The sequence below is a fragment of the Ruegeria sp. L11 genome (genome assembly GCF_056531755.1).
The window spans coordinates 21,419-35,671 of sequence record NZ_JBQFMI010000022.1 but is presented as its reverse complement, the minus strand read 5'-3'; the positions used below and the strand labels follow the sequence as shown (position 1 = coordinate 35,671).

Sequence of the window (14,253 nt, the reverse complement as noted above, 5' to 3'; positions counted from 1 at the left end):
ATCAGAACGCGGCGTAGATTGAAACTGCGGCGAGCCTGATCCTCCTAAGCCAATCAAACGCTCGTGTTCCAAATCATTCGATGACGGACATTTGCCAGATTGGCAGGATAATCGGCTCGTCAGCACTGACTATGCTAATCTCATTTAAGTTTGCGACATGTGTAGACGCCCAAAACGCAAGAGGTAATTTTGGCCGGTAATTGCATCGGTTCGGGTACTGACATGTGTTCGGCCTGTTGTGCGGCTTTTGCACATGCCGCTGGCCCCTATGGTGTTAGCGGATCCGGTCCAATTCAAAACCACGTGCTCGAAGCACTCTGTCGCAAGCTGGTTTTCCCGACCCGGTCTCACGATCCTTATGCCATACCGTCCATTGTCCTCTTCCGTTTCCGCCGCCTCGCAGCCGCAAACGCTTTACGCGTTGGCAGCTGGAGCCCGGTAGACTTCCCCTGTGCTCATCAAGGCCCAAACGATCCTCGCCATCTTGTTCGCAAGGGCCACGCGGACCAGCAGTGGCGGCTTGCGTTCGATCATGCGGGCAAGCCAGGGATCGGTTTCCGTTCTCTTACGCGAACGCCACATAACAACGCTGTTGCGAAGATTCCTGCAGTTCGGAGAAATGCATCTGACCTGATGAGTTAAGCGGCCAGTTCTTTGAATTGTTGAAAGGGACAGAGTCCAGGTGTGAATTGGTCTTTGCGGATCATGTGCGCGACTTCGATGCCTGCGAGAGTGGCTGAAGCTGAATTGAAGGCTTTAAACCCCAGCATCGGACGGGTTCGTCTTTTGATGAAGCGGTGATCCTGTTCCACAATGTTGTTCAGATACTTCCGCCTGACTATCTCAATTGGTATCGGACATCCAAAGCCCTTTGCATCTTGTTTATGGCCTTGATGCCCGCTGCGTTGGTTCCACTTTTGTCGATGACGATCTTGCTCGGGACTCCATTTGAAGACAGCGCTTTGGCAAAAAACCTGGCTGCCGCTGGAGGGTTCCTCCGCTCACACAGCATAAAATCAAGGGTCTTGCCGTGCTTGTCGACAGCTCGATAGAGGTAAACCCACGCGCCTTTAACTTTGATGTAGGTTCTTTAATTGAGCAGCAGCTCTCGGTGACTTTATTCCAGTATCGACCACCTGCAAGGTTCTTTCCAAAGTCATCCTGTTGGAGCTCCATCTCGGCGTTCAAGGCATCAACCCCCAAAGGTCTCATGCGCGGTCTGGTTAAATAGCCGCATGTAGATCTCACGGGTTCGGTCGACAGCCTGCCGTGTTGGTCGGTACGGCAACTCGTGTTCGGTTTGTCCGCTGTTACGCTGATTATGCCTCCTTCATTTGAAAGGTTGATCCGTTTGTCCAGATGGCGTGCATAAGGACCGCAAGTTTTCTGGCTAAGGCGACAACCGCCTTCTTGTGACTGGTACGGGCTTTGAGAGCCCGAGCCCATCTCTGTAATTCAGATCCTTTGCCCGGTTTTACTCGGTTCAGTAAACTGCTGGCCGCTTCATAGAGCGTAGAACGCAGCATAGGATCGCCCCGTTTCGATATTCGCCCCCCATAGTCGATGTCCCCCGATTGGTAGCGCCGGGAAGTCAGCCCGAGATAGGCTCCGTCCGATCTGGATTTCACAAACCGATGCGGGTTGTCGATTGTTGCCACAAAGGTCACAGCGCTCACCGGGCCAACGCCAGGGATCGTCATCAAACGTTGGCAGGCTTCATCGTTTTTCGCATGGCGCGCCATTTCTTTACTCAGAGCTGCCGCTTGCCGCAGCGCGGTTGTGCGCAAGTCGAGCAAAGGCAGGATGATCTTGGATAAGATTGGCCGATCTTTCAGGATCGCGTGGACCCGTTCCTCGTATGTGTGCAGATGCCTTGGCAACCGCTGCCCGAAACTGGCCAAAAGACCGCGGATTGTGTTTTCGACATTCACGCGGGATTTCAATGCCACTTCCCGAGCTTTCAGCAATGCCCGCCGCTCCTGGGCGAGCCGGCTCTTAACCTCTACCTTCCGATAGAACCCCGTGCGCGCCAGCTCTGCTAACATGGCGGCATCATTGGCATCAGTCTTGTTGTGCATCTGGCTGAGAACAGCATGAGCCTGACGGGCGTCGATGCAAACCATCGGCAATCCCCGATCCGAGAGCTCAGCATAGAGCCAGTTCGCCATTCGACCGGTTTCGAGGACGACGCATTTGAGGGAACCAAGGTGTTTGCGCAGCACTTGGAAAATGACATCCGGTTCGGTGACTTTCTTCGCAGCAAACACCGGATCACCGTTCTCGTCGCATAAACAAATAGACGTCTCAGCTTTCGAAACATCCAATCCGACAAAACACTGTTCCATTTTACTCTCCTGTCTTTGTTCCGATGCCATCATGCACCGGCCAAGAGAGCTGCTGGTCAATTACTCAGAGTCTCGTCCATGCGCCAAGAGTTCGGCGTTGGGCGTTTCTTCAATTGCGATCTTACTGCGATCATCGGTGAATACCTCACGACCCACCTGATGAGAGCGGCATGGTCCACCTGAACGCCGCGTTCCGCCAGGATTTCTTCTAAGTCCCGATACGACACCGTGTAACGCAGGTAGAAGTACACAGCGTACAAAACTGCATCCTTGAGAAATGACAGCCGTTCAATGAGATCATGCTCAAACAACCTGTTCAAAACTATCCGACGAGTACAAACCGAGGATCACGCACGCGCGTCAACCAGACCCCAGAGGTTGCGACACATCTTTTTTGGGTGCCAAGCCAGAGCTGTTGGCATATATTGTAGTTTATGCAAGTCGCTAACACTACATATGCCTCAAATCACAACCGACTGATCTTCGACTGTAAACATCGCAACGATGCTTGTGCACTAGGTAAGTTTGACGTTCGGCGGGTCGGCGGGGTAAGCGCGACGCTCCCGGCGCCGCCTGTTTTCGACAGAACGGAGATACATGCCTAAGCAGATTATGTCCATAATCGATATGTTGAGAAACTTTATACTTGGCTTGACAGCAAGCTTTGATATGCCGGTTACCCCGTTCACGCCATGGCCCGCGCCCTCCGGTTCAGCTTGGACAGTGGATTTACCCGACAATGTCACTCAAGGCCCCTACCCTTTGCGCGGCAAAACAAAAAAGGCGCCGAAACCTTTCCGACGCCTTCACCTGACTTGCTAGTTCGTGATCTTACCCGTGGGTAAGATCATCTTCCTCGGGAAGCGCATCGAGCAGCGCGGCAATTGCTGCCTCCAGTTTGCTTCGATCAACGCGGGTAAAATCCAGATCATACCGCACCTCGATCCTTCCACTAGAAGCAGCACATTTCGCGATCCCTGCCCTGCCCGAAACCTGAAAAGTTGTTTTCGCGCGGCGTGGTTTACCTGCACTGGCGGCCTCCGTCTTCTTCGAGGACACAGCTTCTGGCTCACCTAGAAATGACCTCAGAATTGCGACTTCACGCGCGCCATCCCGATCAGGCTCACTCTTCAGTGCCTCGCTTACCTGGCGAACCAGACCTGGCGTCGCGTCAAATTTGCGCTTCAGCTCAACGCCCACGTTTCTCGGAATGTCGTTTGGGTGGATCAGAACTTTGTCCAGCATCAACAGCAAACTGGCAAACGACCGGATATAGCTACGCTTTGTGTAGCTGGCAGATTTGAACAGCGTGGAGACCGCTTTGTCGACATCCGGACAGTCATTCGCAGGGTCTTCGGAATATGCACGGGCGAGGGCGCCCATTTCCGCAAATGAGATATCCTTTCGGATCAGGTTCTCGTCGACCATACGCCGATAACTGTTGTCCAGATCACCCGCATCAGAAATCCCCGCTGGAATTCTGGCATAGGTTTCGTCACCGGTCTCATCGTACAAGGCACGATAGGCAGACAAACGGCGCATGCCCTGGATCAATTCATACAGCCCGTCCGACCTGCGCTCCAGGCGGATCGGGTTGGACAAGCCGATCTCCCTAATAGAGTCCTTTAGTTCATCCAGTTCTGGATCGGGACCGGGTTTGCGATCTCGTGTCAGCTTTTCCGTTACAACGTCGTTCAGCACCACTCGTTCTGTCACCAAACCTTCGGCTCTTAGCCGAACCAGTTCGTGTGCAAGACGATCGTTTTCTGCACGGATGGATTGCTCTGTCGATTGCTGATCACGCAAAGCGTCGGCATTTTCCGAAATTGCAGCGGCCATTGGGCCACGTCGTTTTTCGAAAACTTTATCCGGCACCTTACCAACAGGAATGTCATCCATAGCCGGTAGATCAATATCGAACATTCTCCGCTTGCGGCTCATGCGTCATCCTCCACCTTGTCCCAGGCCGATAGCATTACGCCCCGGAATTCCTCATACACATTGTCGAAAGTTGAGCGGGCGCGCCGCCAGGTTTCGCGGGTCATTTCGCGGTAATCCATTTCGTAGACCGAGCTCAGAAAACGTCCAGACTGCTCCACCGCACGGGTCATTTCCACCGGGTGCTGTGCGACGTGCTCGCCAAATACCTTCTTAAAGGCATCAAACATCGCCAGATGCAGCGCATTGCCCGGTTCATACCGCGTCAACAGGAACCGCAACTCACAGAAGGTTTTGGGCAACCCAATCTTACCCGTGGGTAAGGTCTTGTCGAACCCATAAGCCAGGTCTTCCAACGCTTCTGCCAATTGGCCGATGAACGATGTGGTCGAGTCATATTCCCAATAGCCAGGGCCCGAAGGGATATAAAGCATGTCTGCGGCAAAGACCGCGTTCATAGACTGGTACCCGATTGCGGGCGGACAATCGAACAGGATAAGGTCATAGGCGTCATCCGGAATCTGATCCAGATACCGGGACACCGCCGCAAAGAAGGACCATTCGGGATTCAGGTGCCGGTACTGGGCCGACGCAAATTCAACAAAGGCTGCGTTCGCACAGGAAGGTATCGCATCGATCGTCGACCAGGAGGTCTTCTTGATGAAATCAGCAATTCGCAGATCGCCCAGGCCCATATCTGTTATCGCGGGCGGCAACTCCCGGCGGGGCAGGGCGGTTCCCGATTCTGCAGCGGCGGGGCGGTTATTCATGCGTTCTGTTTCACGAATGAGGTCACGCGCCATGATCCCCCAGACCGTATAATCTTCTGCCACATCCGTCAGCCCCATCGAATGACTTAGTGTTGCCTGAGGGTCGAAATCCACCACAAGGACCCGATACCCATCCAGGGCGGCTGCATGGGCAAGATGCAGCGCCACGGTCGACTTTCCCGCGCCACCCTTGAAGTTTGCGACAGCCGCACGAATGGCGCGCTTGCCTTCAGGGCGAGGGGGCATCAGTGACTTGCGATTAATCTTGAGCCGTCGCCGAAGTTCGTTCACCTCTTCCAGGCTGAACCAGCGCTGACGCCCGTCGGGCTCAACTTCTCCACCGGGCAGGGAAGGATCGGCTGCAAGCTTTCCGCGAAAGGTTGACTGGTTCACCCGGAAGATCAGTTCGGACACTTCCCAGCTGGAAAACCGGCGGAGCGTTTTCTCCATCTCAGGGCTAAAGGTCTGCTGGCGAATCCACCCCTGCAACTTGAGGGACTGATTGCGCAATGCGTTCAGGTCTTCGTGCGTGTACATGCCTCGGGTCTCTTAGTTTGGAACGTAAATTTCTGCTCGTTTCTTATTTACGCTTGATTTGCACTTTAAGCAAAAGAAATTATGATGAGAGTACGATCTTACCCACGGGTAAGAAAACAAGGCGTAAAAACACCCGAAGCGATTCGACCGCCTCAGGTGGAACAAAACGATCAAGACAGCCCTATCCAGCCAGTATTTAGGGGGACGGACCAAAGGAAATAACCACATATAGAGGGACACAAAGACCCAATAAGGGGACACACAGAATGACCCCCATCACCAATATTTCACCAAATTTCTTTTCGTTTTTTGAGTTTGATCTGCGCAAGATCTCGCGATGTTCCAGTCTTGGCTTGACAGAATCGAAGCTTTGGACGCTAATTAGGCCAAGATGACGAAAAGCGTTGGCAAACGGCGCGAGATTGGCGGGACACACCCGCCAGAGGCAGACTGAGCGGTGAGAACGGATATGCAGCTTGCGAAACCGGTCGGGCGAAATGCGCCGGCTTTGAAATATGATATACTATCTGCTCTGACCGTTCATGCGCTGTCAGGCGACAAGCACCGACAACGAAGTATTTTGCGTATCATTGCGTTGATTACGACCCGGTATAACTGGCGCAACAACGAATTATCCATTGGGCGGGAAGAAATTTCGCGCCTGTGGGCAGTGAACGAAAGAACCGTAAAGCGCGAAATGTCCAGATTTCGCACATTAGGTTGGGTAACGGTAAAACGGCCCTCAGCGCGGGGTCGTGTAGCCGTGTACGAGATCGATCTGAAACAAATCCTGATTGACACCGAAGAGGTGTGGTCTGTTATCGGATCGGACTTTCAAGCCCGGATGACTGACGTGCCGGAACCCGAAACGAATGTCGTACCCTTTGCAACCAAACCCAGTGCCCCTGACAGCCCAGCTGGGGATGTGTGGTCGCAGGTACAGGCGATTCTACACGGTCGCGATCCGGAACTGTGGGCAAGCTGGTTTCAACATCTGTCCGAAGCTGAAAGGGCAGGGGGGCGTGTTGTCCTTATCGCACCGTCACGATTCATGGCCGATTATATTTCGCAGAAGTGGTCGGCGCGACTTCTGGCCGCCTACAGCCGTATTGATCCCAGCATCAGGACGGTTCGCGTGGACGCAGCTGAGTAACTGTCTTCGGCCTTGTTGCCCAATTGTCGAACGTACGTGATCTCATGTTCGGTCCCATCGAGTAGTTTCCGAACAGTCTTCAAGAAGATCAGCAAAGGTCAATTCACGCCCATATTCCGTCTTTTTCAGCAGTTCAGCCAACTGGCTGGACAATCGTCCCTCCAGCTTCATGTATGCAGATCTCAGAGAAGTTTGCGAAAGAACCTAACTCGACGGTATTGCCAAGTTGTTCACGTTGAATGATCCAGCTATGTCGCGCCAATGAACATCCCAACGATCATGCCACTCCTGAAAAGTTTTCGCTTTTCTCGTGAGATCATTGCCTACGCGGTCTGGGCTTACCATCGCTTTGGGTTGAGCACAGCTGACGTTGAGGATCTGTTGGCTGCTCGGGCCGGTTGCCAAGTTTGGCGAACCCAGGGTCGTCATCACCGACAAATTGCGCAGCTATATCAAGCCGATCAAAATACTTGCACCAGAGGTTGACCATCATGCCCACAAAGGTCTGAATAACGCCATCGAAGTGTCGCACCGACCAACCCGCAAACGAGAAAAGATCATGGGCCGGTTCAAGTCTGACCTAAAGGCTCAGAGATTTCTGTCTGCGCATGACAAAATCAACCTGGTCTTCCGCCCCAGCCGCTATCAACTCACCGCAAACTCTTACCGCCACGCTCGTTCCGACGCGTTCAACCTCTGGGACGAGTACACTGCGGAAATGACCGCTTGATCCTGTCTTCGCCAATACCTCACATGCTCAGGTCATCAACTTGGCAATACCTGTCATTCTGCTCGGCTTCCTGTTTTAGTAGGCGCTAACTTTTCACTAGACCACTATGCAACCACTGACTTTCTCAAAACCAGAAAGGTCATCATCCCAATCGGTGGTAGGGCTCTTTGCTCTTCGACAGTTAGCGCTTGCTCTTGTAATACCGTGTCGATTTCGAAGTCAGAGTGCCAACCGATTGTGTTAGCAATTGGCGCAAACGCGCGTTCCAAGGTTGCCAGCAGACCTCGCTCTCGTTTGAAATGGTTCGTAATCACCACACTGCCGCCGGGTTTACAGACCCTCACAATTTCCGCCATTACCTTTTCCGGTTCTGGAACGACGGACAGCACATGCATCGCTGCAACCGTATCGAAATGGTTGTCTGGGAAATCAAGCGCGCGGGCATCCATTTGCCTTAGCTCCGCAACGTGGCTCAGGGATAAATCTCTTACCTTGCCGCGTGCTTTTTGCAGCATGTCCTCGCTGAAGTCGATTCCGGTCACCTGAGTCCTGGGTCCGTAATGTTCCAGTGACAGCCCGGTGCCCACGCCAACCTCCAGAACCTTGCCAGAACGTCTGTTGATATAGTCAACCGCATGCTGCCGCCCGACATTGGTGACGGCCCCAAACGTCTTGTCATAGACGGGTGCCCAGCGAGCGTAAGAGGTTTGAACGGCTTTGATGTCCATATCGTATCCTTAACGGTTAGAACGTGCTTCCCTGTCAATCCACGCCCAAGCGACCATTCCCACATATCCGACACAAAGCGCGATCAGCGTGGCCCAGGCAAAGGTCAGCAGCGCGGCGCCAACAACAGCGACACCGATGAGAAAAAACTTCGCGTTCTCGCGTGAAATCCGCGTGGTTTTAAAAGACCAGGTCGGTATGCGACTGATAAGCAAAAGACCAATGATCACGATGAAGAGGCAAATCAATATACTGGGCAGCGCGGGCGCATCCGCGAAAGCGAAGGACAGATACATTGGCAACATGACCAGCAGCGCCCCTGCAGGGGCCGGAACCCCCTCGAAATAAGCGCTGTCATGTTCGCAGGTCTCGGACTTGCTGCCCACATTGAACCGAGCAAGGCGCATAACGCAGCACACCGCAAAAAACAGCACGGCGAGCCATGCAGCACTGGGTACATCCTGCAAAGCCCAGAAATAGAGAACAAGCGGCGGGGCAACGCCGAAGTTCAAGAAATCCGCGAGCGAATCCAGTTCTGCCCCGATTTTGCTGTCACTGCTGAGCAAGCGCGCAATGCGCCCATCCAACCCATCCAGCACACAAGCGGCTATAATCAACTGCACCGCAAGCTCGTAGTTGCCCTGAACGCCAAATCTGATTGCCGACAGGCCCGCGCAAATGGCTGTTATTGTCAGTGCATTGGGCAGCAAATGAATCAGCGCAAACCCGGTCTCTTCCTGTTCGGATGGTTCTGTCACTGATCCAGCCACCTACTTTTCATTGGGTGTGTGCAAACTGGCAAGGATAGTTTCGCCGGCAATCATCGTTTGCCCGACACGCACCTGCGGCTCCACGCCATCTGGAAGATAAACATCCAGACGGGAACCGAAACGGATCAATCCAAATCGCTCTCCGGTTTGAAGCGCGTTGCCAGGTTTCACAAAGCAGACGATCCGTCTGGCCACTAGGCCGGCAATCTGGACCACAGCCAGGTCCTGACCATTCCTCATTCGAATACGCAGGCTGTTGCGCTCGTTATCGGCACTGGCCTTATCTAGGGATGCGTTGAAAAATTTGCCGGGGCGGTAGGCAACGGCGGTGATCTCACCTTCAATGGGCGTGCGGTTCACATGGCAATTGAAGACGCTCATGAATACACTGACACGAGTGAGGGGCGTGTTTGGCATCCCAAGCTCACTCGGCGGCACTGCCGCTTCGATTAGCGAAACCACCCCATCCGCCGGGCTGACAATCAAGCCTTCCCCTGTCGGTGATACGCGTTCGGGGTCGCGAAAGAAATAGTAGCACCAGACCGTAAGGCCGACGCCAATCCAGCCCAGAATGTCGGACAGGAGAAACAGACCGACCGTGATGGCGGCAAAGATCGCGACAAACCGAATGCCTTCAGGGTGCATCGGTTTGATGAACGTATCGCGCATGCGCATCGTAAGCTTTCCCCGAGGTCAATTGATGGCACTTTCATAAGTGGATTGCTGGGGAACGCAAGTGTAGCGGGTGCAGACGATTCATTATTTCAGATATCTGATCCAAAGGGCTTGATCGTCTGAATCTCCGCGCACTTCGGTAACTTCAGCTGGGTTGAGGCCAAATTCCGTAACCAAGTCTTCGACCTGACCCGATTGGAAGCTATCGAGGCTTCGTACAAGTCCGCCTTCTTCAAATGCGATCAATTCGTGAGATCTGCCGGACCACCGGACGATCCCGCCACAGAGCGTTCTAAGTTCCATATCGACCAGTTCTGCAACCGGGGTCGGCAAAGAAATCGCTCCATTTGAGAAATCCTGTACGGTTCTGAAGGTGTAGAGGCCCCCGCTGGCCTCGGTGTGCCATTGTGGGTTTGCAAACAACCTGAATGGAGGCCTGCGCCAGTGCTTAGAAAGGCTGATCAGCATGTTGAACCAACTGGAGGGTCAGATCAAAGAACTGGATGCCGAGATTGCCCGCCGCGCGCGGTCAAATGAAACGGCACGCCGCCTTATGACGGTGCCTGGAATTGGTCCGCTCATCGCAACTGCGCTGGTGGCCCTCGCCCCGCCGCCGGAAACGTTCCCGCGAGGACGCGACTTCGCCGCCTGGCTCGGGCTGGTTCCAAGACAGCATTCAACGGATCTGTTGCAAACATTTGGCTGTTGACGAGGTCAGATGCTGCGGGTGAATGACTTTCGGTATAATCAGTCTAAAGTTGGTTCATGATTTCCTTCAAAGGCGCGCAATATCCGAAGGACGTGATCCTGTTCGCGGTGTTTTTTTATGTCCGATTCGGTGTGTCATACCGGGATCTGGAAGAAATCATGGCCGAGCGCGTTGTTTTAGTGGACCACGCCACGCTAAACCGATGGGTAACACGGTATTCTGGTGCGATCGCTGAGGCAGCACGTCGCCGCAAAGGACCTTGTGATCGTTCGTGGAGAATGGACGAAACTTACATCAAGGTGAAAGGCGCGTGGGTTTACCTCTATCGAGCTGTCGACAAGCACGGCAAGACCCTTGATTTTATGCTGTCTGAGCGGAGGAACCCTCCAGCGGCAGCCAGGTTCTTTGCCAAAGCGCTGTCTTCAAATGGAGTCCCGAGCAAAATCGTCATCGACAAAAGTGGAACCAACGCAGCGGGCATTCGAGAAGTGAACAAAATCCTTAATCGGTTTGGTTGCCCTGCCAATTTTCAAACAGTCAGGTCAAGTATTTGAATAACCTGATCGTGCAGGATTATCGGTTTATCAAGCGTCGCGTGCGGCACATGTGCGGGTTCAAATCGTTCGGGTCCGCATCGGCTATTCTGGACGGCATCGAGGTCGCAAACAGGATCCGAAAGCAGCAATTCCCCAACGCTACGACGTCGGGATTTCAGCTATTTGCAGAGATCGCAGGATAGGTGTGTCCGGTTAGTCGCTACTCTGGCCATTCCAAAAGTTTGCAACAGATCCAATTACATGCGCCCGGTGAGTATCTTGGCCAGATCGGGTTCAACCTTTCGGGTTTGTTCCAGATCCAGACTGTTTTTTACGTGAAGGAGATGGTGTTGGATGTTGTCTTCCGCGGATTTTGGATCACCACTCACGATCGCATCAATGATCGAAGCGTGCTCATCATCGGGGCACGAAGAGTCTCTGTTGGTTCCGAACAATGCCACGATCAGAGATGACCGGGTCACCAGCTCGCGGACAATGCGTGTGAGTACCGTATTGTTGTGGCATTTGGCCAGCTCCACATGAAACTCACCTGAGAGCCGAATAATCTCGGTTCGATCATTAGCTGCCCGAGCCTTATCTTCTTCTTTGACATGTGTCCGTAATGCGTCGATTCCCAGGCTGCCGTTTTCATGTGCTAGTGTACGTACGATGCCAGACTCAATCATCAAGCGGGCCTCAAAAACCTCTCGAGCTTCGTCAGGGCTTGGACAGGCTATAAAGGCACCGCGGTTGGAATGAAGTTCAACAATGCCTTGGCTGCTCAATAACAACAATGCGCGGCGGACGCGCATGCGACCAACGCCAAAGGTCTCACATAAGGTTTGTTCACTCAATTTGGTTCGTGGAGCCAGCTTTTGTTCCATAACCGCGGAGTAAATTCGATCGACGATCAATTGCTCATCCGGATCAGATTGGACGGTGTCGAGTTTTTGTTGGGCGTCTGTCATCTTATTCCGATTTGGCTGGAATTCATGTTCGTTTTTATTAGACGCACGGCTTCCGAATGACAATATATTGAGCATTTGTTCACAATATCAACACTGCCGTTGATTAAAAAATGTTGACATAGATTGTTAACAATGCTGAGCTTAACAGCATCACCGGGATTCGACCTGTGACTCAATAACCTTTGCAAGCGCACAAAAGAGGCGCCCAAACCTCAATAGGGAGGAAACAATGAAACGCAGAAATCTGATGAAATCATCGGCGGCCCTGGCGATGGCCATATCCGTTCTGGGCTCCACCGCCTGGGCGGAAAACCCGGTTCTTAAGATTGGCTTTGTTGGTGTGACTTCAGGTCCGGCAGCGGCCTGGGGCATCTCGAACCAGCGCTCGATGGAGGCGCGGGCTGACTGGATCAACGAATCCGGCGGCTACAAGATTGGTGATACCACATACGACATCGAAATCGTCTCGTTCGATGACCAGAAAGACCCCAAGCGCGCAATCGCAGGCATGGAGAAGATGGCGCAGGAAGGGATCCACTATGTGGTTGGTCCCAACGTGGATGACGGCGCAGCCGCCGTGCGCCCAGTTGCCGAAGCAAAAGGGATCATGTATTTCCCATATGCCTTCCCGAAAGAGCTTTATACCGCTCCGGCGTCCAATGCGGTTTTGGGCATGGTCGCGAACTATCAGTCCGGCCCGGCGATTTACGAATACCTGCGCGACGAAAAAGGCGTAAAGAGCGTGGCCTTTGTTGCTGCCAACGAGTCTGATCCGCTGAGCCAGCGGGATGGAGGGATCGCAGCGGCAAATGCGCTGGGTCTTGAAGTTGTGTCTGACAACGTGACGTATCAGGTGGACACGACAGATTTTACCCCGGTTCTGACGCCTGTAATGCGCACGCAGCCTGATTTGCTGGTTCTGTCCGGCGTCTCGCCGGCCAATGCACCTCAGTTGATCCGGTCTGCGCGCGAACTGGGGTATCAGGGCATCATCTCGACCGAGACCGCGCAGGATGCGACGGTTCTGCGCGAAGGTGCGGGCGATCTGGCCAACGGGTTCATCTCGGTCGGCGGTGCATCGACGCCTGAAATCGCATCGGACGACATGAAGGAATTCGTCAAGCGTTACACTGATATGTTCGGCGAATATAACGATGAATCGAATACCAAGGTCTATGCGCTGGAGTATATTCTGGCGACTTTGAACGCCAACCCGGCGGGAATTGACGACGTCAAGGCGTTCCAGACCACGATGGACACGTTCGAAGCACCGAACCCTTTCATGAAGGGCGACGCCGTAATGCGGTACGTCGGAACAACCTCCTTCGGACAAAAGCGTCAGATTGCGGTCCCGCTGGTAGTGAATGTCTACCAGGACGGAGAGTTTGAAACACTCTTTGTCGCTGAAGTCGACTGAGGCAGAACTCCCCACGACAAGGCGAAAGCCTAACGAGCCACTCAAACTCCCGGGCTGATGATCGGCCCGGGAAACCCGAACCTAACGCGGGACTATCATGGAACAGATACTAGCAAACGGCATCTATCTGGGCGCGCAATATGCGATGATCGCCTTGGGTCTGACGCTGATCTTTGCCCTGATGAACGTACTGAATTTTGCTCACGGACAGATGTACGTTCTCGGCGGCTTTGTGACCTACACCTTCTACGGACAACTTGGCTGGCCTTTCATCCTTGCGCTGCTGGCGTCCTGTATCACTCTGGCCGTGCTCGGCGCGCTGATAGAACGGTTTCTGTTCGCCCCAGTCATACGACGGTCATCGCGCGAAGAAAGCACAATGCTGTTGGCGGCGGGATTGGCGTTTCTGTTTGACGCGGTCATCCTGCTGGTCTTTGGAGAAAAACAGCGCGGTGTGCCCAAGATCGTCAACGGGGTTTTCAACTGGGATTTCAAGTTGATCATGCCATATGACCGTATTTTGATCTGCGTGCTGGCTATTCTGTCGATCGTCACTTTCATCCTGTTTATGCAGTATTCCAAAACCGGCCGCGCCCTGCGTGCGCTGGCGCAGGACAGAACCGCTGCCCAACTGATGGGAGTCAATGTTGCTCGCTACTCCATGATTGGATTTGCATTGGGCGCAATGCTGGCTGGTCTGGTCGGCGGTCTGCTCGTGACTATTACCGGCGTCAATCTGGGTATGGGCGGACCGACCTCAATCAAGGCTTTCATGATGGTCATGATCGGCGGCGCAGGTGTGATTTCCGGCGCAATCGCAGGCGGTATCATCCTTGGCTTCATGGAAGCCATCGGTTTAGCGGTGCTCTCGCAATATGGCGATATCACCTATCTGCTGATCTTCGTCTCGCTGATGATTTTCCTGGCCATCCGCCCGCAGGGCCTGATGGGCAAACCGTGGGGATAACGCAGTGCCAAA

The 14,253-nt window shown here is 53.6% G+C and carries 11 protein-coding genes and 6 pseudogenes; 6 read left to right on the top strand and 11 right to left on the bottom strand.

What is annotated here, in order from left to right; genetic code table 11:
- Positions 1 to 414 precede the first annotated feature (414 nt).
- From ACR0CE_RS19240 to ACR0CE_RS19215, 6 genes and pseudogenes are all read right to left on the bottom strand, one after another.
- A pseudogene (locus tag ACR0CE_RS19240) lies at positions 415 to 546 on the bottom strand (IS110 family transposase); the annotation flags it as partial.
- Between the two features lie 92 nt (positions 547 to 638).
- Positions 639 to 1,087: pseudogene (locus ACR0CE_RS19235) on the bottom strand (IS6 family transposase); the annotation flags it as partial.
- Positions 1,088 to 1,319: 232 nt separating this feature from the next.
- Positions 1,320 to 2,378 carry an IS110 family RNA-guided transposase gene (locus ACR0CE_RS19230; protein ID WP_480833473.1) on the bottom strand — a complete coding sequence of 353 codons (1,059 nt, stop codon included), beginning with the start codon at positions 2,376 to 2,378 and terminating at the stop codon, positions 1,320 to 1,322.
- Between the two features lie 35 nt (positions 2,379 to 2,413).
- Positions 2,414 to 2,646: pseudogene (locus tag ACR0CE_RS19225) on the bottom strand (IS6 family transposase); the annotation flags it as partial.
- A 530-nt stretch (positions 2,647 to 3,176) separates the two neighbouring features.
- On the bottom strand, positions 3,177 to 4,286 hold the full coding sequence (locus ACR0CE_RS19220) for a ParB/RepB/Spo0J family partition protein (protein ID WP_480833472.1): 1,110 nt from the start codon (positions 4,284 to 4,286) through the stop codon (positions 3,177 to 3,179).
- Positions 4,283 to 5,590, bottom strand: coding sequence for an AAA family ATPase (locus ACR0CE_RS19215; protein WP_480483587.1), 1,308 nt, complete (start codon positions 5,588 to 5,590; stop codon positions 4,283 to 4,285). The genes ACR0CE_RS19220 and ACR0CE_RS19215 overlap by 4 nt, the downstream gene beginning before the upstream one ends.
- A gap of 469 nt (positions 5,591 to 6,059) precedes the next feature.
- Here ACR0CE_RS19215 and ACR0CE_RS19210 point away from each other — a divergent pair, with 469 nt between their 5' ends.
- Positions 6,060 to 6,743, top strand: a complete 684-nt coding sequence (locus ACR0CE_RS19210; protein WP_480483588.1) for a DnaA N-terminal domain-containing protein — start codon at positions 6,060 to 6,062, stop codon at positions 6,741 to 6,743.
- A gap of 261 nt (positions 6,744 to 7,004) precedes the next feature.
- Positions 7,005 to 7,473 (top strand): annotated as a pseudogene (locus ACR0CE_RS19205) (DDE-type integrase/transposase/recombinase).
- A gap of 104 nt (positions 7,474 to 7,577) precedes the next feature.
- On the opposite strand, the gene ACR0CE_RS19200 reads toward ACR0CE_RS19205, so the two are convergent.
- The 4 genes from ACR0CE_RS19200 to ACR0CE_RS19185 form a co-directional block, all read right to left on the bottom strand.
- Positions 7,578 to 8,201 carry a class I SAM-dependent methyltransferase gene (locus tag ACR0CE_RS19200; RefSeq protein ID WP_480483589.1) on the bottom strand — a complete coding sequence of 208 codons (624 nt, stop codon included), beginning with the start codon at positions 8,199 to 8,201 and terminating at the stop codon, positions 7,578 to 7,580.
- 9 nt (positions 8,202 to 8,210) lie between these two features.
- On the bottom strand, positions 8,211 to 8,957 hold the full coding sequence (gene pssA / locus ACR0CE_RS19195; RefSeq protein ID WP_480487950.1) for a CDP-diacylglycerol--serine O-phosphatidyltransferase: 747 nt from the start codon (positions 8,955 to 8,957) through the stop codon (positions 8,211 to 8,213).
- Between the two features lie 12 nt (positions 8,958 to 8,969).
- Positions 8,970 to 9,644, bottom strand: a complete 675-nt coding sequence (locus ACR0CE_RS19190; RefSeq protein ID WP_480773855.1) for a phosphatidylserine decarboxylase — start codon at positions 9,642 to 9,644, stop codon at positions 8,970 to 8,972.
- 84 nt (positions 9,645 to 9,728) lie between these two features.
- Positions 9,729 to 10,112, bottom strand: coding sequence for a hypothetical protein (locus ACR0CE_RS19185; RefSeq protein ID WP_480833471.1), 384 nt, complete (start codon positions 10,110 to 10,112; stop codon positions 9,729 to 9,731).
- Between the two features lie 10 nt (positions 10,113 to 10,122).
- Between ACR0CE_RS19185 and ACR0CE_RS19180 the strand changes: the two are divergent.
- Positions 10,123 to 10,326 (top strand): annotated as a pseudogene (locus ACR0CE_RS19180) (transposase); the annotation flags it as partial.
- Between the two features lie 83 nt (positions 10,327 to 10,409).
- Positions 10,410 to 11,092: pseudogene (locus tag ACR0CE_RS19175) on the top strand (IS6 family transposase).
- A gap of 54 nt (positions 11,093 to 11,146) precedes the next feature.
- On the opposite strand, the gene ACR0CE_RS19170 reads toward ACR0CE_RS19175, so the two are convergent.
- Entirely contained in the window at positions 11,147 to 11,857 is a 711-nt protein-coding gene (locus ACR0CE_RS19170) for a GntR family transcriptional regulator (RefSeq protein ID WP_480833470.1), read from the bottom strand.
- A 229-nt stretch (positions 11,858 to 12,086) separates the two neighbouring features.
- Between ACR0CE_RS19170 and ACR0CE_RS19165 the strand changes: the two genes are divergently transcribed.
- Positions 12,087 to 13,274, top strand: coding sequence for an ABC transporter substrate-binding protein (locus tag ACR0CE_RS19165; RefSeq protein ID WP_480833469.1), 1,188 nt, complete (start codon positions 12,087 to 12,089; stop codon positions 13,272 to 13,274).
- Between the two features lie 97 nt (positions 13,275 to 13,371).
- A complete protein-coding gene (locus tag ACR0CE_RS19160; RefSeq protein WP_480483595.1) occupies positions 13,372 to 14,241 on the top strand; it encodes a branched-chain amino acid ABC transporter permease in 870 nt (289 codons plus the stop codon).
- Positions 14,242 to 14,253 lie beyond the last annotated feature (12 nt).

Bases quoted from the DNA above. Each gene is read 5' to 3' on its own strand.
- ACR0CE_RS19230 (WP_480833473.1), bottom strand. From the start codon at position 2,378: ATGATGGCATCGGAACAAAGACAGGAGAGTAAAATGGAACAGTGTTTT.
- ACR0CE_RS19220 (WP_480833472.1), bottom strand. From the start codon at position 4,286: ATGAGCCGCAAGCGGAGAATGTTCGATATTGATCTACCGGCTATGGAT.
- ACR0CE_RS19215 (WP_480483587.1), bottom strand. From the start codon at position 5,590: ATGTACACGCACGAAGACCTGAACGCATTGCGCAATCAGTCCCTCAAG.
- ACR0CE_RS19210 (WP_480483588.1), top strand. From the start codon at position 6,060: ATGCAGCTTGCGAAACCGGTCGGGCGAAATGCGCCGGCTTTGAAATAT.
- ACR0CE_RS19200 (WP_480483589.1), bottom strand. From the start codon at position 8,201: ATGGACATCAAAGCCGTTCAAACCTCTTACGCTCGCTGGGCACCCGTC.
- ACR0CE_RS19190 (WP_480773855.1), bottom strand. From the start codon at position 9,644: ATGCGCATGCGCGATACGTTCATCAAACCGATGCACCCTGAAGGCATT.
- ACR0CE_RS19185 (WP_480833471.1), bottom strand. From the start codon at position 10,112: ATGCTGATCAGCCTTTCTAAGCACTGGCGCAGGCCTCCATTCAGGTTG.
- ACR0CE_RS19170 (WP_480833470.1), bottom strand. From the start codon at position 11,857: ATGACAGACGCCCAACAAAAACTCGACACCGTCCAATCTGATCCGGAT.
- ACR0CE_RS19165 (WP_480833469.1), top strand. From the start codon at position 12,087: ATGAAACGCAGAAATCTGATGAAATCATCGGCGGCCCTGGCGATGGCC.
- ACR0CE_RS19160 (WP_480483595.1), top strand. From the start codon at position 13,372: ATGGAACAGATACTAGCAAACGGCATCTATCTGGGCGCGCAATATGCG.